General features: G+C 63.0%; 14 protein-coding genes. 4 read left to right on the forward strand and 10 right to left on the reverse strand.

Annotated features, from left to right (window positions below; all coding sequences use genetic code 11):
- Nucleotides 1-70 precede the first annotated feature (70 nt).
- Both NKI19_RS22075 and NKI19_RS22080 read right to left on the reverse strand, forming a co-directional pair.
- The gene (locus NKI19_RS22075) at nt 71-1,120 is read right to left on the reverse strand and encodes a LacI family DNA-binding transcriptional regulator (protein ID WP_352490199.1); all 1,050 of its coding nucleotides are present in this window, start codon (nt 1,118-1,120) and stop codon (nt 71-73) included.
- A 315-nt stretch (nt 1,121-1,435) separates the two neighbouring features.
- Complete coding sequence (locus tag NKI19_RS22080) at nt 1,436-2,872, reverse strand: DUF6600 domain-containing protein (RefSeq protein WP_352490200.1); 1,437 nt, start codon at nt 2,870-2,872, stop codon at nt 1,436-1,438.
- On the opposite strand from NKI19_RS22080, the gene NKI19_RS22085 reads away from it, so the two are divergent.
- The gene (locus NKI19_RS22085) at nt 2,837-3,784 is read left to right on the forward strand and encodes a hypothetical protein (RefSeq protein WP_352490201.1); all 948 of its coding nucleotides are present in this window, start codon (nt 2,837-2,839) and stop codon (nt 3,782-3,784) included. The two genes, NKI19_RS22080 and NKI19_RS22085, sit on opposite strands and share 36 nt — an antisense overlap.
- Before the next feature lie 301 nt (nt 3,785-4,085).
- Here the strand turns inward: NKI19_RS22085 and NKI19_RS22090 are convergent, their stop codons facing one another.
- Both NKI19_RS22090 and NKI19_RS22095 read right to left on the reverse strand, forming a co-directional pair.
- On the reverse strand, nt 4,086-6,032 hold the full coding sequence (locus NKI19_RS22090; protein ID WP_352566401.1) for an adenylate/guanylate cyclase domain-containing protein: 1,947 nt from the start codon (nt 6,030-6,032) through the stop codon (nt 4,086-4,088).
- 290 nt (nt 6,033-6,322) lie between these two features.
- Nucleotides 6,323-7,222, reverse strand: coding sequence for an HNH endonuclease (locus tag NKI19_RS22095; protein ID WP_352490355.1), 900 nt, complete (start codon nt 7,220-7,222; stop codon nt 6,323-6,325).
- Between the two features lie 239 nt (nt 7,223-7,461).
- On the opposite strand from NKI19_RS22095, the gene NKI19_RS22100 reads away from it, so the two are divergent.
- Nucleotides 7,462-9,192 (forward strand): adenylate/guanylate cyclase domain-containing protein, encoded by a 1,731-nt coding sequence (locus NKI19_RS22100; RefSeq protein ID WP_352490356.1) that lies wholly within the window; start codon nt 7,462-7,464, stop codon nt 9,190-9,192.
- A gap of 178 nt (nt 9,193-9,370) precedes the next feature.
- The gene (locus NKI19_RS22105) at nt 9,371-9,910 is read left to right on the forward strand and encodes a dihydrofolate reductase family protein (RefSeq protein ID WP_352490203.1); all 540 of its coding nucleotides are present in this window, start codon (nt 9,371-9,373) and stop codon (nt 9,908-9,910) included.
- A gap of 173 nt (nt 9,911-10,083) precedes the next feature.
- Here the strand turns inward: NKI19_RS22105 and NKI19_RS22110 are convergent, their stop codons facing one another.
- The gene (locus tag NKI19_RS22110; protein WP_352490204.1) at nt 10,084-10,989 is read right to left on the reverse strand and encodes a LysR family transcriptional regulator; all 906 of its coding nucleotides are present in this window, start codon (nt 10,987-10,989) and stop codon (nt 10,084-10,086) included.
- 141 nt (nt 10,990-11,130) lie between these two features.
- Here NKI19_RS22110 and NKI19_RS22115 point away from each other — a divergent pair, with 141 nt between their 5' ends.
- Nucleotides 11,131-12,027: an MBL fold metallo-hydrolase gene (locus tag NKI19_RS22115; RefSeq protein ID WP_352566399.1), complete on the forward strand. Its 897-nt coding sequence runs from the start codon at nt 11,131-11,133 to the stop codon at nt 12,025-12,027.
- A gap of 89 nt (nt 12,028-12,116) precedes the next feature.
- Here NKI19_RS22115 and NKI19_RS22120 read toward each other — a convergent pair whose 3' ends face one another.
- The 5 genes from NKI19_RS22120 to NKI19_RS22140 form a co-directional block, all read right to left on the reverse strand.
- On the reverse strand, nt 12,117-12,986 hold the full coding sequence (locus NKI19_RS22120) for a patatin-like phospholipase family protein (RefSeq protein WP_352490206.1): 870 nt from the start codon (nt 12,984-12,986) through the stop codon (nt 12,117-12,119).
- A gap of 255 nt (nt 12,987-13,241) precedes the next feature.
- Nucleotides 13,242-14,486, reverse strand: coding sequence for a M16 family metallopeptidase (locus NKI19_RS22125; protein WP_502899322.1), 1,245 nt, complete (start codon nt 14,484-14,486; stop codon nt 13,242-13,244).
- 166 nt (nt 14,487-14,652) lie between these two features.
- Nucleotides 14,653-16,017 carry a M16 family metallopeptidase gene (locus NKI19_RS22130; protein WP_352490208.1) on the reverse strand — a complete coding sequence of 455 codons (1,365 nt, stop codon included), beginning with the start codon at nt 16,015-16,017 and terminating at the stop codon, nt 14,653-14,655.
- A gap of 97 nt (nt 16,018-16,114) precedes the next feature.
- Nucleotides 16,115-16,669 carry a 16S rRNA (guanine(966)-N(2))-methyltransferase RsmD gene (gene rsmD / locus NKI19_RS22135; protein ID WP_352490209.1) on the reverse strand — a complete coding sequence of 185 codons (555 nt, stop codon included), beginning with the start codon at nt 16,667-16,669 and terminating at the stop codon, nt 16,115-16,117.
- The gene (locus NKI19_RS22140; RefSeq protein WP_352566397.1) at nt 16,650-18,575 is read right to left on the reverse strand and encodes a pseudouridine synthase; all 1,926 of its coding nucleotides are present in this window, start codon (nt 18,573-18,575) and stop codon (nt 16,650-16,652) included. The genes rsmD and NKI19_RS22140 overlap by 20 nt, the downstream gene beginning before the upstream one ends.
- Nucleotides 18,576-18,606 lie beyond the last annotated feature (31 nt).

An 18,606-nucleotide genomic window follows, 5' to 3' on the forward strand; every position in this document is an offset into this window, starting at 1 on the left:
GCTTCTCCTCCACATGGTTTTAACTCGGCCGCGCTCCCAGGCGGGTGCTATCGACACGGCCCGTTTCGTTTCAGCCGTCCGGCGGACGGCCGCATGACTGACGCACCACCAGCCGGCACGGCAGTTTTCTGATGCCCGGCAGAGCGGGTTCGCCGCCGACGAGCGAAAGCAAGGCAAGCCCGGCCTCGCGGCCAAGTGCTGCGAGATTCATGTCGACCGAGGTCAGCGGCGGCCGGGTCGCCTCGGCGACGATCTCCCAATTGTCGAAGCCGATGACGCCGACCTCGTCCGGCACGCCGATACCGCGCTCGCGCAAAGCGTCGATGACGCCGCGCGCGATCTGGTCGTTGCCGCAGAAGACGGCATCGGGCTTTTCGCGCGTGCCATGTTCGCCGTCGAACAGCTTTCTTACCGCCTCGTGGCCCCAGGCTTCCGACCACGGGCCGAGCAGCGGCTCCATCGCCGGCAGGCCGTTCTCGGCCAGCACCGCGCGATAGGCCTGCGCCCGCGCATGCACCACGGCAAAGCTCGCCGGACCGCTGACATGGGCGATGCGCCGGCGCCCGAGCCGGCAAAAATGCTCGACCGCCAGCCGCGCCCCGCCGGCATCATCGGATACAAACGCGATGGCGTTGGGATCAGGCTCCGTAAAAGCGTAAATCGCCGGAATGCCGAGATTGGCGAGGTCGACCGGCAAATGGCGGTCGATGCGCTTACCGGTGGCGATGATGCCGTCGACGCGCTTGTCGAGCATGGCATCTACATGCAGCTGGGCAAGGCGCGGGTCGTCCTCGACATTGCACAGGAACACCGAGACACCGGCATCGACCAGCGCATCGGAAACGCCGGCCATCAGCGGCAGCGAAAAGCGGCCATAGGTGTCGTTGGTCAACAGCCCGACGGTAAAGGAGCGCCGCCTGAGCAGGCTCTGCGCCAGGCTGTTCGGGCGAAAGCCAAGCCGCTGCGCGGTCTCGCGAATCCGGGTCCGCGTCTCGGCCGTCATCCGCCCCTGCCCGTTCAGCGCCTTCGACGCCGTGGCAACGCTGACGCCGGCAATGGCCGCCACTTCACGCAGAGTGACGGGCTGCTTGGCAGGCGTTGGCTGGACGTCGGACGCCATGATTTTTTGTATCGATCCTCCCGGTTGAGAAAAGCTTTTCTCTTAGGGGCCTGCGCGGTGCTGAACGGTGAGGTCAGCGAGGGCGGGGCGATTGGGAAAAGGTTTTCTCAAGGGGGAGATTAGGGGAAGGGTTTGGGGATGGCAAGAGGGAATGGCCTGGTTACAGGCATGTTCGGGCAGGCAACTGCGAATGTCTGCCCTGGGTCCCCGACCTGCCATGGGCGGCCTCGACGGAAAGAGGCGGGGTTGGCAGCGCATTGCCGTTCAGCGGGCACCGCGATCGAATAATCGCGGTGCCGCAGTCTACCCGTACGGCTAGCAGCTCTCAGTCTGCGGATCGCACGGCTTGTTTTTCTGCTTCTCCGGCTTGGGTTTGGCCGCCTGCTCGGGCTCGGCTTGCTGCTGCTCGGCGGGCTGTTCCTTGGCCTTCGGCTTCTCAGGCTTGGCCGCCTGCTCGGGCTCGGCCTGCTGCTGTTCGGCGGCGGGCTGCTTCCTGGTCTTCGGCTTCTCAGGCTTGGCCGCCTGTTCCGGCTCGGCCTGCTGTTGCTCGGCGGCGGGCTGCTTCTTGGTCTTCGGCTTGCCAGGCTTGGCCGCCTGCTCGGGCTCGGCCTGCTGCTGCTCGGCGGTGGGCTGCTTCTTGGACTTCGGCTTCTCCGGCTTGGCCGTCTGTTCGGGCTCGGCCTGCTGCTGTTCGGCGGCGGGCAGCTTCTTGGTCTTCGGCTTCTCAGGCTTGGCCGTCTGTTCGGGCTCGGTCTGCTGCTGCCCGGCGGCCGGCTGCTCCTTGGTCTTCGGCTTCTCAGGTTTGGCTGCCTTGCCGGGCTCGGCCTGCTGCTGCTCGGCGGCGGGCTGCTCCTTGGTCGTCGGCTTCTCAGGTTTGGCGGTCTTTTCCGGCTCGGCCTGTTCGGTCGTTGCAGCGCCTTCGGTCGGCTTCGATTTACGGCCAGCCTGAACCTGCTTCACCTCCTCGATGTCTTTAAGCTTAGCTGGTTTGGCGTTGGGATCGGCTTTCACCTCACCTTGAAAGACCTTGACCGTATCCTTCTCCAATTTGCCGGACTGCTCGGGCGCGTCGGTCTTGCTGACCTTTACGGCAGTCACCTTCTGGTTCGTCTCCTTCTCGATCACATCAACATCAATGACCTTGTTGATCACCACATTGTTCTGGATCGTCACGTCGCCGGCCGGCTCGGCCGCCTCGACAATGCGTACATACTCGGGCTCATCACGGATAACGACGGTAGAAACGTCCTCAGCAAGGAATTCGCGGGTGGGGACCACAACCCAGTAATAATCCGGCGTCGTGTCGATGGTCACCTCGATTGAAATCAGATCCGGATCGCGGCGCGGCGGCAGCGGAGCCCAAATCATGTGCTGCCTGTCACGACGCCAACTCACCCAAGCCGGCGCCCAACGAGTGCCCGGAACCCAGTACCAGCCGATATCGTCGGCATAGCCCCACCGGCCGTAATGGTACGTCGCCCAGCCGAATGGCTCGTCGGATACCCACAGCCAGCCATACTGCTCGGTATAGGCCCAGTGTCCAACGGTATACGGACGCCAACCGTCAGGTACATCAGCCGGCACGAAAACGGTCGCTCCGTGATACGAGACCCAATCACCATAGGAAGACAGGTCGTCGTAGAATGTGCTGATCGAAATCTCGGTGGCAGCCCTTGCCTCGGACACAAGCGACAACGGCATGATCGGGTTGGGAATTTGGACGACCGTAAGCAGACAGGCGCCGCCGAGCATCAGTCGTACCGCATGGTGGGCAAGGACGCGTTTCATCGCAATCTTCCTCCGAAACAGATCGCCCTTCATCCTACAAACCCGCCGGCCGCCGGATTGTTCCGCTTTGGTGGCGTTGAGCAGGAGACGGTCCAGGCTACACACTTCGGTGATGTAGTCGCGCAGCATCGTCCGCAGTGGGTTGTCGACCTCATCCGCTCATCTGCACCGGAAAGCACCTCCAACGACGAAATTCGCGACGAACTTCAGAAGCTACTCAACGATCTGCGCGTACGTCGTGTTCTGCCACGCGCGACACCAACCGGGGTCCGGCTGGTGGACTCTTCCTCTGGTGCTGGCACCCAAGCGACGCGGGAAGGCGAAGGCTTGGCCAGCGGAGCGAAGCCGAAGACCAAGCACGTCGACCTCAATCTAGCACCGCAAGGTGCAAAAGCGGCGGACCTCTGGAAAGACCGAGAGCGGGCGCCCGAGCTTGTACTCTTGCGAACGGCGGAGGAGATTGACGAGAAACAACTTCGCAGCCGAGCTGGCCGCTACTACGAGAATGGACAATTGTTTCTCAACATGTTGTACCCGTCGATTGATGAGATGCGCGAGACCCTTGAGGCTTCGTACGCCACGGTTGCCGAGGTCGACGCCATGCGGGAGGCTGCGTTGCAGCAAGCTGAGAAAAGCATGATCCTTCGAGTCGGCAGGGCTGTTGTGTTCGCCCTTGCAAAGCAGTTGAATAAGGAATGGGACGCTGACGCCGTCAAGCACGCGTTGGCACCAGAATGTTTGAGCCTTGCGGCGGATGACTTCTACGATTCCCTCCAGCCGGCACGCCGAAGCATGGGCCGCCTATTTAGGCCCAACCGACAAAATGACGAGACTAGTGGCACCGAGGACGAGGTATCGCTAGTGGTGCAAATCTAACGCTTGGTGCCGGACGCGGAATTCTGCCCTTGAGGCGGAACCCGCCGCTCAATGTGGCTATCGAGACGGACGTGTTGCGCACACATGCCGACGCTTGGCGCGGAGGCCGTGATCGTCGCGGTTGGGGGCCGAAAGCCGAAGGGCGGCTTTCGGGACGAGGGGGCTAGAAAGCACCTCGCGTATAACATAGCCCGGACTGCTTTGCGCCAGTTCTGCCCCTTCGCCGACCTGCCTCGAACCGGGACCGGCGGCGCCGCTCGCGCTTTGGGCTGAGCGGCTTCATTCCGACTACGAGACAATTTCAGCCCGACGCCGCCTTGGCGCGTTCTGCATCGCACGATTTGATGTGGATCAGATTGGGGTTGTCTTTGAGCTCCGCGGCGGTTGCGCAGGCCGCAAGTCCCGCCTTTCGTGCACCTTCTGCGAGCAGCTCGGTCTCGCGCTCCATGGCGAACCCGCCAAGAAAGGTGAGAAACTTCTCCGCGGTCCATCCGGGGTCATCTTTGAGCACCTCCGCAGCAGCTTTCTTCGCCTCGTCCGGCTGGTTGAGGTAACCATATATCATGGCAAGATAGACTCTCTCAATTGGTCCAGCGCCCTTCATAAGTTTTACATATTTAAGTGCCTTATCGAACTGCTCTCCATAGAAGTATGCAACGTAAAGACTATAATTATACCAGTCTGGATAATAAGGATTCAGCAAAATAGCTCGTTCTGCGAGTCGCACTGCTCGTGCAGATTCTCCCTCGGCGAGTCCAGGAATGCTCGTGGCAATCGTCATGAGAGTATCGGCGTCGTTTGGCCCAAGGGTTTCCGCCTTGTTAAACTCGGCAAGGGCTTTCGCTCCCTCACCACGCGTGTTGAGGGCTTGGCCGAGAGCTGCATGGGCCAGATTGTTGTTCGGATCGAACTCCACCGCTTTTTGGGCGGCCTCCATCATCTTTGAATTTGCCTCATGAAAATCAGCAAAGCCTTTGCCACCCATCAGGTAATAAACGTAGGCCAAGCCAACATAGGCCCGCGACATGTGCGGATCGAGCTCTATGGCTTTTTGGAATAGCTTCTCCCCTTCAATCAACCCATCTTTGGTGACACCGCCGACTGGAGTGAGGGCCACCGCGTCGGCCATCAAATAGGTGTCATATGCCGTCAGACTGTTGGGTGGCTTGTGCTGGGCGAGTTTCAATTGCGATCTACGAAACGCACCGCTGGTCGACGCCAAGCTATTTGCGATCTTTGCGGTGACGTCGCTCTCCACCGCGAAGATGTCTTCGTCGGATCGATCGTAGCGGTCGGACCAGACGTCGGCGCCTGTGGCCGTGTCGACAAGCTGTGTCCTGATGCTAACGCGACCGCCGTTCGCCTGCAGGCTGCCCGTAAGAACATACCTCACGCCCAGATCGGCGCCGACTTGGCGGACGTCGACAGCCTTGCCCTTGTAAACGTTGGTCGAGTGGCGTGCGATCACGAGAACCTGGTCCGCTTTGGACAAGTCGGTGATGATGTCCTCGGTAATCCCGTCAGCGATCCGCTCCCATTTCGGATCATCTCCAAGGTTCTCGAACGGCAGGACGGCAATCGAGGCCTGATCGACAGCCGCGCCCGATGATTTCCACCAGCCTTGGATGCCGAGTGCGGCACCGGCAGCTACCATCACGAGAACCATCAATCCTGCCGGCATAAGCCATCCACGGCGCAAACGACGAGCTTTGAGTAGGCGGCGGCGTGGCTGCCCATGCAGATTCACCCGGTAGACCGCCACGGGCTCTGCGATGTTCTTAACACGCTGCTCGCCCATGGGCTCGAAAGCGAAGGCAAGCTTCTTCTCTACCTCGTTGGCCACCTTGCCGGACACATAGATGCCGCCAGGCTCCGCGATCTGCTCCAGGCGCGCGGCTATGTTGACCCCTTCGCCAAAGCGGTCGTCGCCCTCGACGATCACCTCGCCGAGATTGACGCCGATCCGCACCTGAAAGCGCTGATCCTCGGGAACGGCCGCATTGCGCTCTGCGAGGCCTTTTTGCAGCGCCACGGCGCATTCGACGGCGTCCATGACACTGGAGAACTCTGCCAGAAGGCCGTCGCCCATGAGCTTGAAGATATGGCCATGGTGGCGGGCAATTTCGGGTTCGAATAGTTCCCTGCGGCCGGCCCTGACACGCTCGAACGTGCCCTGTTCGTCCTGCTCCATCAGTTTGGAGTAGCCAACCACGTCCGCGGCAAGAATGGCTGCAAGCTTTCGGTCCATGACCGCCCCCAGTGGGTAGCATCACACTGCGCGAGTAATTAGTAGCACACCCTTGGCAATAGCGCATTGGGGACGCCGGCTTCACAAAAGCTGCCACTCACCTATCGACGAACAAGAGCCCGCTTAGGGTCAAGGCTGCCGTATGACGTCGCTATAGGAAGGTCCGATAGGGTCGGAATTGGTCTTTCGTGTTGGGCATCAAGCGTTAGACTTTCACCACTAGTAACCGCATAAGTCGGGCCCGTGCGCCTGAATCGGCTGTCGCCGCGAAGGAGGGTACTTTCGCCGCGTCACTGCTTAAAGCAGTGCTCGCGGTGCCATTGCAAGAAATGACGATGCGGGCGTTCAAATTGTCGATGGGGCGCAAGTGCTCGACCGGTCTTGTTTATGAACCCCTGCACGCTCTCGAGGTCGTTAACCTGCCGGGAGATCATGATTTCCAGATCGTCGGACAGGCTGATCAATCCGCGATCGAACATCCAATGCGCTGTACCAGACAGTGCGATTCCATTGTTGATGATATCGGGTCCGTTGGCTTCAACCGGTCGAATATGCGCGGCAGAAACCTCTGCTCGCCCGCCACCATTTATCAATTTCAGTCCCGTAATCGCGCAGCGTTCGTCATACGCTCGCAAGACGATGCGACGGAAAATTCGGTCCCGCACGATCCGTGACCCGAAGTAGTTTACGCGATCACGGCTCCGCTCGAATTCGAATGGCGCCTGCTCTTCCTGGAAACCGGCAGATGTGCCGATCTCATCAATGCGCGGGAGCAATGCCCCACTGCTGTCCAGGCCAAGATCGATAATGCGATTGAAATCACTTGGACCGATTGGGCGGACGGCAGATTGGGCGCGGCCGGAAATCCGCCCTTCGTCGTTGAGTACACTCTTCTCCACGATGCCATTCGCCCCGTTAAACGGAACAGGATTGACGAAGTCGAGATAGGTCCCGGGCTCAATCAGAGCGAGGTACATGTCAGGTTTCGCAGGATCGGGGATGACCTGTTGGACCTTGGCGACGGCGAAATAGCCGCGGCTCTCTTCTACCTTGCTGGGCTCATAATAGATGATCCAGTCGCCTACGCATGCTTCAACGCGGCGCAGATACTGGCTGGGAAACTGGTATTGCTCAGCAGGACTGTCGTCGTAGATCGAATCTGACCGGTGAATGAAGACTCCGAATCCCATGATCTTTTTTACAATTCGTTCTTTGGAGATATCTGCCTCAGACGTCATACCAATCCGATCTCGGGAGCTTAGTCCAGGCCGGAGAAGCTTTTCCCCGCAGTATCGGTCTTTGGAAGCGAATAGGGAAAAGCTCCTCTGATCCGCCCTATCTTGCTGCTGCGGACCTCTTGTTTCAGCCACAAGCCCAAATTGCTGGATTTGGCGGCCCAGGAAGCGTAGGCTTGGTTTTTGGTTCAGCGATGGAACAGAGACTAGCCGCAATTCTGGCTGCCGATATGGCGGGCTACAGTCGGCTGATGGAGGCCGATGAATCCGGCACGCTCGCACGCCTTCGGACCCATCGCATAGAACTGGTCGATCCCGCCATCGCGAAGAACAAGGGCCGGATCATCAAGACCACCGGAGACGGCATGCTCGTCGAGTTCCAGAGCGTGACCGATGCCGTGAAATGCGCCGTGGAAATCCAACAGCGCATGAAACGCCGCAATTCGGATGTGCCGCAGGAACGGCGTATCGAATTCAGGATCGGCATAAATCTCGGCGACATCATTTTCGACGATGAGGACATTTTCGGCGACGGCGTCAATATTGCCTCGCGCATCGAGCAACTCGCCGACGTCGGCGGTATCTGCGTGACCGCAGCGGTGGCGACCCAAATTGCCGACCGTCTCGAAATTGCCATGGAGGACCTGGGCGAGAAGACGTTAAAAAACATCAGCCGCCCGGTTCGTCTCTATCGCGTTGGGTTTGACAGTCCTGCCCTGCCAGAAGTCGAGGCAAAGCGATCCATCTCGAAACCTTCGATAGTGGTGCTGCCATTCAGCAACATGAGCGGCGACCCCGAGCAGGAATTTTTCGCGGACGGACTGACCGAGGACATCATCACCGAATTGTCTCGCCACCATGAGTTGTTCGTCATCTCGCGCAATTCCGCCTTCGTCTACAAGAACCGCGCCGTGAATGTGCGCGAGGTGGCCGAAAAACTCGCCGTCCAATACCTGGTGGAGGGAAGCGTCCGCAAGATCGGCGACAGGGTGCGCGTGACGGTTCAGCTCATCGACACGGCGAATGACGCTCATATCTGGGCAGACAAATATGACCGGAAGCTGGACGACATATTCGCGATCCAGGATGAGGTGACCGCGGCGATCGCGGCCACGCTGCCCGGTCGTGTCGAGGCGGCTCAGCGGGACCAGCTCGCGCGCGCGAAACCTGCAAACATGGCCGCCTATGAATGTGTGCTTGCCGCCAAGGTGCTGCATCACCGAAGCACGAGTGCGGATAATGAACGCGCGCAAACCTTGATAGAAAGGGCCGTCACGCTCGACCCCGATTATGCCCATGCCCATGCCTGGCGGGCCTGCATTCTTGGCCAGGCCTGGGTCCATAACTGGTGCGAAGACAGGGATGCAATCTGGAACAACATTTCGGCAGCGCTGGACAGGGCGCTGGCGCTGGACAACAACGATGCCGATGTCCATCGCATCCTCGCGGCAGTGAACGTGAACAACAATGAGCTGACCACGGCGCGCTACCATCAAGAGCGGGCGCTGGCCCTCAATCCCAATTACGATCTCGTTGTGGTGCAGCAAGGCGAGTTGTTGACGTGGCTGGGGAGGCCGGAAGAGGGAATCGAATGGATCCGCAAGGCAATGCAGTTGAACCCGCACCACCCGGAGAGGTTCTGGAGCCATCTGGGAAAGGCGCATTTCGCCGCGCGCCAGTATGGCGAGGCGATCGAGGCTTTCATGCATCTGTCGACCATGGACTCGGCTCAGCACGCTTTCGCCGCTGCCTGCTACGGCTGGCTCGGCGACGAAATCGCGGCTGCGGCGCATCTAGGCAAGATCAGAACGCTCGATCCCCAATTCGACCTCGATTCATTTATCGCCACCCTGCACTATGCCCAGGAGTCCGATGTGCAGCACGTCCGCGAAGGACTGCTGAAAGCCGGTATTGCCAAGCTGTAGGCAGCCCGTGATTACGAACCAGATCCAATCGGGACAGGCAAAAAGACCGCCCCCCACCCGACGCGGATGTTGTGGCATGACCGAACGACGGGCGGCTCAGGGTCTCCCCTGAAAAAGCGCCGCGCTAGTTGACGGTGCAGTTCGCACAAGACCCGCGCTCGGCAGAAAGGACCCCACCATGCGAAAACTCATCGTCACCGAATTCATCAGCGTCGACGGGATCGCCGAGGTCGAGAAGCTGCCGAGCGTCGCCTGGAACGATGAGATGCAAAAATTCAAGGACGACGAGCTGGCCGACAGCGGCGCCATGCTTTTGGGGCGCACGACCTATGAGATATTTGCCGGCTCGTGGCCCAATGAAACCGGAGATTTTGCCGACCGGTTCAATGCGCTGCCGAAATATGTCGCTTCGACGAGCTTGACGGCGCTCGACTGGCAGCCGGCCGAGCTGCTGCAGGGCGCCTTGCCGGACGCGGTCAGAGGGCTGAAGCAAGGCAGCGGCGGCAACATCTATCTGCATGGCAGCCTCAGCGTCGCGCAGGAATTGCTGCGCCATGGCCTGGTCGACCGCATCAGGCTGCTCAGCTACCCCGGTGCCGTCGGCCAGGGCAAGCTCCTGTTCCCGCCCGGCGCGCAATTGCCGCTCGAGCTGATTTCCGCCACGCAATTCAGCAACGGCGTGGTGGCGCTGGAGTATGCGGCTGGGATGGGGTCGTGACAGCCAATCTCCCCCCTCGAGGGGGAGATGCCCGGCAGGGCAGAGGGGGTCGGTTTGACCGGGCGCGGCTCCTCTTTTGCAACAGTGGGGGTTGGCGCATCACGCGAGACGACCCCCTCTGTCGCCTTCGGCGACATCTCCCCCTCAAGGGGGGAGATTGGCAGCTTCGGCCATCAGCGCCCCTGCCCGCCTGATTCCAGCTTCTGCACGGCCGCAATCAGCATCTCGACAAACCTCGTCACCTTGGGCGGGCGGAAGCGGGCGGCGGGGTAGACTGTGTAGATGCCGCCCGCGGGCAGCCGCCACCCGGGCAGGATTTGCACCAGCCGCCCGGCGGCCAGCTCGTCCCGCACCAAAAAGTCCGGCAGCACCGACAGGCCGGCGCCGGCGCGGACGGCCGCCAGCACTGCCGGCGTCGCGTCGATCGCAATCGTTGCCTGCATGCGCACGGCCTGCTGCTCGTTGTCGCCGCGCGAAAATTGCCATAGCAGCGGTTCGCGCAGCGCCATGTTGGCGACGAAGGGCAGCCCGGCAAGGTCTTGCGGTTCGCCGGCGGTGAACCGGCCTGCAAAGCCGGCGCCGCACACCATGAACTGCCGGAAAGTGCCGATGCGCCGCGCCTGCAGGCTGGAATCGGCCAGCCAGCCGATGCGGATCGCCACGTCGATGTGGCCGGAAACCAGGTCGATCGTCTCGTCGCCCAGCGTCAGCTCCACCCGGCAGGCGGGATAGCGCGCGCTGAAGGCGGCGACCACCGGCACCACCGCCGACGTGCCGTAGTCGTTGGAGGCGGCGATGCGCAGCGTGCCGGTCGGCTCGGCGGCGGCCTGCGCGAGCTCGTCGAAAGCGTCCTCGGCCTGCTGCAGGACTTGCAGGCAGCGGGCATGGAATGTCCGGCCGGCCTCGGTCGGATGGACGCGCCGCGTCGTGCGGATCAGCAGCGTCGTTCCGACATCGCGCTCCAGCCGCGCCACCTGCTGGCTGACCACCGCCTTGGTGATGCCCAGCCGCTCGGCGGCCCGTGTGAACGAGCCGGCGTCGACCACCGCCGCGAAATAGGCCAGCCGGTTCAGGTTCATGCTTCGCTCATGGCAGTCTCATTGTCAGGCAATAGCATACATTACGTCTATTTTGTCGGCCTTCAATACGCATTCCGCTTTTGCCATCTTGCGGGCATCGAGGCTGCGCGCCACCGAATCCACCATTCCCAGGAGACATCCATGTTCACACGGAGAGCCATCATGAAAACCACCCTCGCCGCCGGCGCCGCCGCCGTCTTTGCTCCCGCCGGACTTGGCCATGCGGCAGGCGGGCTTTCCTGGAAGCATTTTCCCGCCGGGCAAAACGGCTTCTTCCGCGCGCCGGTGCTGGTCTCCGGCGCCACCGAAGCCGTGCTGATCGACGGCGGTTTCACCTACCCCGATGGCCGGGCCGTGGCCGAGGCGATCAAGGCGACCGGCAAGACGCTCACCACCATCTATGTCAGCCAGTCCGACCCGGACTATTATTTCGGCCTCAAGCCGATCAAGCAGGCGTTCCCGCAGGCACGGGTGATCGCCGCCGCCGAGACGGTGGCCGCCATCAACGGCAATATTGACAAGAAGCTCGCCGTCTGGGGGCCGCAGCTGAAGGAGAATGGCCCGCAGGCGCTGGCCGATGTCGTCATCCCCGAAGCCTTCGACGGCAAGACGCTCAGCGTCGACGGCGAGAGCATCGAGATCGTCGCCGCGGAAGGCCTCGCCAACCGGCGCTATCTCTTCGTGCCGTCGCTGAATGCGGTGTTCGGCGGGGTGATGATCTTTGCCGGCGTGCATGTCTGGACCGCCGACACGCCGACCAGGGAACTGCGCGCCGCCTGGCTGGCCAATCTCGAAAAGATCGCAGCGCGCAAGCCGGCGATCGTCGTGCCCGGGCACATGACGCCTGAGGCAGCTACCGACCTCTCGGGCGTGGAGCACACCAAGGCCTATCTCATTGCTTTCGAGGAAGAGCTGGCCAAGGCCAAGGACGCTGCCGCGCTGAAGGGCGCCATGGAAGCCCGCTTCCCCGGCCTCGGCATGGGCGTCGCGCTCGACATCGGCTCCAAGGTTGCCACCGGCGAGATGAAGTGGGGCTGAGAAGGGCGCCAATCGCGAGCTGATCCGCGCCACTTACGAAGGATACGCTCATGGTCCAGCGGGCGCTAACGCCGGACGCCTGACGGGTGTCATCCGCCGAGACGGTTGGTGCGCTTGCTGGCTTCGGCCTTGGCGCGGGCCTCGACCGCCTTCTCGATCTCGCGCTTCAGCTCGTCCTTGATCGCCACCGTCTCGGCCATCAGCGCCTCGACCTTCATGAAATCGAGCACGCGGTATTTCGACACTGCCGGCCTGATCAATATGTCAGGCCGGCTCTGGTTTAGCTTGCTGGCGATGATCGACTGCATCATCAGCTGCGTGGCGCCGAACATCAGGTCTACGGAGGTCGGGAATTTGCGGCCCGCCTCGGCCGGCGCGCCGACCACGTCGACGGCGATGATGATGTCGGCGTCGAGCTCGATCAGGTCGAACGGCACGGGATTGTAGATGCCGCCGTCGATCAGCAGCCTGCCGTCGCGCATCACCGGGCGGAACACCGCCGGGATCGCCGCCGAGGCGGCCAGCGCCGAATGCAGCTCGCCTTCGTCGAGCACCGCGAGCTTGTGGCCATAAAAGTCCGTTGCCGTCACCTTCAGCGGTATCTTCAATTCGGCGAAGGTCTCGGGAATGGCGTCCGGCAGGAACGCCTTGAGGATGCGCTCGACATTGAACTGGCTGACCCGCAGACCGCCCTGCAACGCCTCGGCAAAAGTGCCGGGCCTCGCCCGCCACATGCGCGTCGCCACTTCGGCGCGGCGGCCGAGGATCGAGCGCGTATAGTCGTGGATGTCCTTGCCGGTCATGCCCGAGGCCATGCCGGCGCCCATGATGGCGCCGATCGACGAACCGGCGATTGCCGCTGGCCTTATGCCGAGCTCGTCCAGCACCTCGATGACATGGATATGCGCCAGCCCACGCGCGCCGCCGCCGCCAAAGGCGATGCCGAAGCTAGGCGCCATTTTGGGTGCCATCTGGCCACAGGGTAAACCAGCAATCGTCGACGTCGGCGCTGCCCCTCATCGCCCTGCCGGGCACTTCTCCCCGTATAGTGACGGGGAGAAGGGAGCTGTCCGCAGCCTCGGCGCTTCTATTGCAGCGCCAGTAATTAGCGAAACCGGCGACGACAGCGCCCCTCTCCCCGTCACTATACGGGGAGAGGATGCCGGCAGGCAGGTGAGGGGCGGCGCCAGCGCCTGGAAAACGCGGGCAACGGTTCATCCCTTGCTTCCCAGCTTCGGCCCGACCACCATGACGGCCGGCTCGGCGGAGAGCAGCTTTTTCGCGGCTGCCTTGACCTGGTCCAGTGTCACCGCGTTTATCAGGGCGGCGCGGCGCTGCATGTAGTCGATGCCGAGCTTGCCGAGCTGGATCTCGACCAGCGTTGAGGCGATCGCGCCGGAGGAATTCAGATTGTTGATGGCATAGGCGCCGATCATGTATTTCTTGGTCGCCGCCAGCTCGGCTTCGGTCGGCCCCTCCTCGGCCATGCGCTTGACCACGTCGCGCACCACGGCCAGCGTCTCGGCCGCCCTGTCGGCGCGGGTCGAGGTGGTGATGGACAGCGCCTCGGAGTGCTCGTGGTCGACGAGGTCGGAGCTGACGCTGTAGGCCAGGCCGCGCTTCTCGCGCACCTCGTCGAACAGCCGCGAGGTGAAGGTGCCGCCGCCGAGAATCTCGTTCATCAGCACCGCGGCGAAAAAGTCCGGCGCATTCCGCTTCACGCCGGGATAGGCGAGTTGCAGCGAGGCCTGCGGCTGGTCGTAGACGACCTCGAGCTGCTGGCCGAGCTTCAGGTCAATGTCGGGAACGGGCGTAAGCGCCTGCTTTTCCGGCAGGCTGCCGAACACCAGATCGAGCTTCTGCCTCAGCGTCTCGGCGTCGATGGCGCCGACCACCGCGACATGCAGGCCGTCGCGGGCGAAATTCGCCTTGTGGAAGGCGCTGAGATCGGCCGGCGTGATCGTCGCGATGCTTTGCCTGGTGCCCTGGTCGGGCCGCGAATAGGGATGCCGGCCGTAGATCGCGTCCAGCCATTTGCGTTGGGCGAGCGTATCGGGATCGCGCTCGTTGGCGATGATGCCGGACAGGATCTGCGCGCGGATGCGGTCGATCGGCACCTGGTCGAAGCGCGGCTGGTTGACCGCCACCCGCAACAGGTCGAAGGCGCCGTCGCGCTGCTCGGCCAGCATGCGCATCGAGCCGTAGATGCCGTCGCGCTGCGCATCGAAGCTCATCTCGGCGCCGACATCGTCGAGCTTGATCTGGAAGGCCTCGCTGTCGAGGTCGCCGGCGCCTTCGTCGAACAGCCCGCTCATCAGGTTGGCAAGCCCTTCCTTGCCGGGCGGATCCTGCGTCGCGCCGCCATCGAAAACGAAGCGGATGGCGACGATCGGCACCGAATAATCCTCCACCAGCCAGGCGGTGATGCCCTTCGACGAGGTCACCTCCTGGATGTTCACGGCCGCACGAGCGGAAAGCGCCGGCAGGATGAGAAAGACGAGGGAGAGGAGCAGGGTTGCTAGAAGAGGACCGGTGAGCGCGCGCTTCCCTTCTCCCCTTGTGGGAGAAGGGAAGGAGCCCACGAGGGGAGAAGGCAGAGCGGGACCATGCTGGCTCATCATCACATCAATTCCCAGCCTGGGTTTGCGGCAGAAGATAGCCGGTCGTTGCGTGGTCGAGATTGAGATAGCGGGCAGCGACTTCCTTGACCTGGTCGGCGGTGACCTTGCGGATGCGGTCCGGCCATTGCTGAACGTCCTGGACGTTGCCGCCTGTGGCGAGCGTCGAGCCGTAGATGTTGGCCATGTCCTCCTGCTTGTCGCGGGCAAAGATCATCGAGCGTACGAAACGGTCCTTGGATTTTTCCAGCTCGTCGCTGGTAACGCCGTCTTTCGCGATGCGGGCGATCTCGGCGTCGACCGCGGCTTCGATGTCGGCAAGCTTGGCATCGCCGCGCGGCGCGCCATAGACGGTGAAATTAGTGTCGTCGAGCATGGTGCCCTGGAAGAAGGCGCCAGCCTCGGCGGCGATGCCTTGCCTGACGACAAGCTCCTGGTAGAGCCGGCTGCGGTTGCCGCCGCCGAGGATTTCGGACAGCACGTCGAGCGCTTCGGCTTCGCCGGGCTTTGCCGTGTGATAGGACGGAACCACCCATTGCGTGGTAAAACTCGGCACGCTGACGCGCCCATCGGTCAGCGTCACCGTGCGCCTGGTGTTCTGCTCGGGCTCGATCGGGCGGATGCGCGGCGGCAGATCCGGGCCGCGCGCGATCTTGCCATAGGTCTTTTCGGCCAGCGCCTTGACCGTTTCCGGCTCGACATCGCCGGTCACCACCAGCACGGCGTTATTGGGTGTATAATATTTATTGTAGAAAGCCATCGCGTCGGTGCGGTTCAGCTTCTCCATCTCCTGCATCCAGCCGATGACCGGAATGCGGTAGGGCTGGTTCTGCCACAGCGTGGCGTCGATCTCTTCGTCGAGCACCGCCTGCGGATTCGAATCGATGCGCGACCGGCGCTCCTCGAGGATGACATCGCGCTCGGTCTTGATGACATCGTCGTTGAGGATGAGATTGCGCATGCGGTCGGCCTCGAAGCCCATCATCTCACCGAGCGCCTGCGGCACCACCGTCTCATGAAAGGCGGTGTAGTCGTAGGAGGTGAAGGCGTTGTCCGAACCGCCGATGGCAGCGACGGCGCGGTCGAGCTCGCCCGCCGCATGATTGCTGGTCGCCTTGAACATCAGATGCTCGAAGAAATGGGCAATGCCGGACTTGCCCGGCGGCTCGTCGGCGCTGCCGATCTTGTACCAGACCATATGGGTGACGATGGGGGCGCGGTGATCGGGGATGACGACGACCTCCATGCCGTTGTCGAGCAGGAAATCGGTGACCACGCCGTCGTCAGGATTGTTGTCCGCCAGAGCCGGCGCGGCCATCACCAGAGCCAGTCCCAGGAGCGTTCCGCGCAGCCATTCAGCCTGAAATGTCATAGATGGCTCCGGTTTGTGGTGGGACGATAGGCGGGGTTGCTGGTCGAGGCAAAGCGAATTGTTCGTCATTTTGAAGGCGCCATCGTGGAAGCCGAACTCAGGCCGCTTCGATAAACCGGATAACCGTCTCGCCATAGTTGCGCTCGTCGACAACCGAAAAGCCCGGCCCTGTCTCGAACGGCGCCGCCGCCGCTTCCTCGACAACGCAGAGCGCGCTGGGGGCGAGCCAGCCGCCTGCCTTGGCCGAGCGCAAGGCGCGTTCGCCAAGGCCCCTGCCATAGGGCGGATCGGCAAAGATCAGGCCGAATGCGGCGATGGTGCCTGCCTCGCCCAAGGCCGTTGCGTCGCGGCGGAATATCTTGGTGCGGCCGGTGAGGCCGAAAGCCTCGACATTGGTGCGGATCAGGCCACGCCCTTCGGCGGATTCCTCGATGAAGACAGCGTAGGAGGCGCCGCGCGACAGCGCTTCGAGGCCGAGCGCGCCGGTGCCGGCGAACAGGTCGAGCACGCGCGCGCCGTCCAGTCTTTCGGGAAAACGATGCGCCAGCACGTTGAACACCGCCTCACGCGTGCGGTCGGTGGTCGGGCGGATGGCAAAGGTGCGGGGCGTCGCCAGCGGACGCCCACGAAACTCACCGCCGACGATCCGCATTGCTTCCCTTCGGGCCGCCACGCGGCCGGTCGCCACCACTATCCGGGCGCTCGCCACGCGGTTTGCCGAACGGCTTTGCACCGCCGCCTTGCGGCTTGCCGCCGGGCTTGCCGTAAGACGGCTTGAACGATGCCTTGCGCGCCTTGTTTTCTGCCGCCTTGACGGCGTCTGCCTCCGCCCTGCCCTTGCCGATCGGCCGTGCGCCCGGCGCCATCCAGACATTGGCCTTGCGCTGGCCCGGCGGCTCGATCGGCCGCTGCTCGCGTTCGGATTTTTTCCCACCGAAGCCGCTACGAGGCTTGTCGCCATGGTGTTTGTCCCCGAAGTCGCTGCGTTCAGGTCTGGGGCCACGCTCGCCAAAGCTCTTTTTCGGCCCAAAGCTCCTGTCAGGGCTTGTCGACAGCTTGCCGAGCGCTTCGTCGCGGCTGCCCTCGCGCCGCTTGCGGTTCTTGATCAGGCCGCCCTCGCCGATCGGCCGGCGTTCCCCGTCGCGGGTGAATTTCGGCCGCTCGGGCTCCTCCTCGCGCTCACGCCTGACCGGCTTGTTGGAAAACGGCTTGGCGATATCGGCATCGAAATTGGTGCCGGACTCTTCGACCAGGCGCTCGCCGAGCTGGTCGCGCAGCACGCGGCCCTTGATCTCCAGCACATGCCCCTCCGGCAAATCGTCGAGCTGGAACGGCCCGTAGGAAATGCGGATCAGCCGCGTCACGTCGAGACCGAGCGCGCCCAGGATGTTCCTGACCTCGCGGTTCTTGCCTTCGCGCAGGCCGAGTGTCAGCCAGGCGTTCGAGCCCTGCTCGCGGTCGAGCGTTGCTTCGATGGCGCCGTAAAAGACGCCGTCGACGGCAATGCCTTCGCGCAGGCCGGCAAGCGCGCTTTCCTCGACCTTGCCGTGGACGCGCACGCGGTAGCGCCTGAGCCAGCCGGTCGCCGGCAGTTCGAGCACGCGCGACAGGCCGCCATCATTGGTGAGCAGCAGCAGGCCTTCGGTGTTGATGTCGAGCCGGCCGATGGTCATCAGCCGCGGCAGCCCGGGCGGCAGCACGTCGAAGACGGTCTTGCGGCCTTCGGGATCGCGGTTTGTCGTGACCACGCCGGCCGGCTTGTGGAACAGGAACAGCCTGGTGCGCTCGATCGGTGGGATCTCCATGCCGTCGAGATGGATGATGTCGCCGGGCATGACGTTGAAGGCCGGCGAGGACAGCACCTTGCCATTGACCTTGACGCGGCCGGCCGCAATCAGTTCCTCGGCGTCGCGGCGCGAGGCCAGGCCGGCACGCGCCAGCCGCTTGGCAATGCGTTCGCCGGCTTCTTCCGTTGCCTCGACGCGACGCGGGCGCGGCTTGAAGCCGCCTTCCGATGCCGCCGGTGCCCTTTGTGCCCCATGGGGCCGATCGCCAAAATCACGTTTGGGACGACCGCCGAAGTCACGCTTGGGACGGTCGAAGCGCCTCTCGCCGCGCTCGCCTTCGGCAGCTGCTGGCCGGTCGCCGCGCGGTGCGTAAGGCTTGCGTGGACCTTCGCGCTTTTCATAGGGCGTGCCCTCCGGACGCGCCCCTTTGCTGAACGGCCTGTCGCCGCCCTTGAAGTCGCGCTTCGGCCGCTCGCCTTCGGCAGTTGCTGGCTGGTCGCCGCGCGGTGCATAAGGCTTGCGTGGACCCTCGCGCTTTTCATAAGGCTTGTCTTCCGGACGCGGCCCTTTGCTGAACGGCCGGTCGCCACCTTTGAAGTCGCGCTTCGGCCGTTCGCCTTCGGCCGCCGCCGGCCGATCGCCGCGCGGAGTGTAGGGTTTTTTGGCGCCGAAGGACGGCTTGCCGCCCTTGCCGGGAGCGCGATCGCGACCGCGCGGCCCTGCCGGCTTCGGGCCGGCCTTGCGCGGGAATTTCTTGTTTTTGTCGTCCATGTGGCCTTTGCTCGTTTGCGCGGGTAGTAAC

The sequence above is a fragment of the Mesorhizobium sp. M0751 genome, assembly GCF_040320265.1.
Classification (GTDB): Bacteria; Pseudomonadota; Alphaproteobacteria; order Rhizobiales; family Rhizobiaceae; genus Mesorhizobium.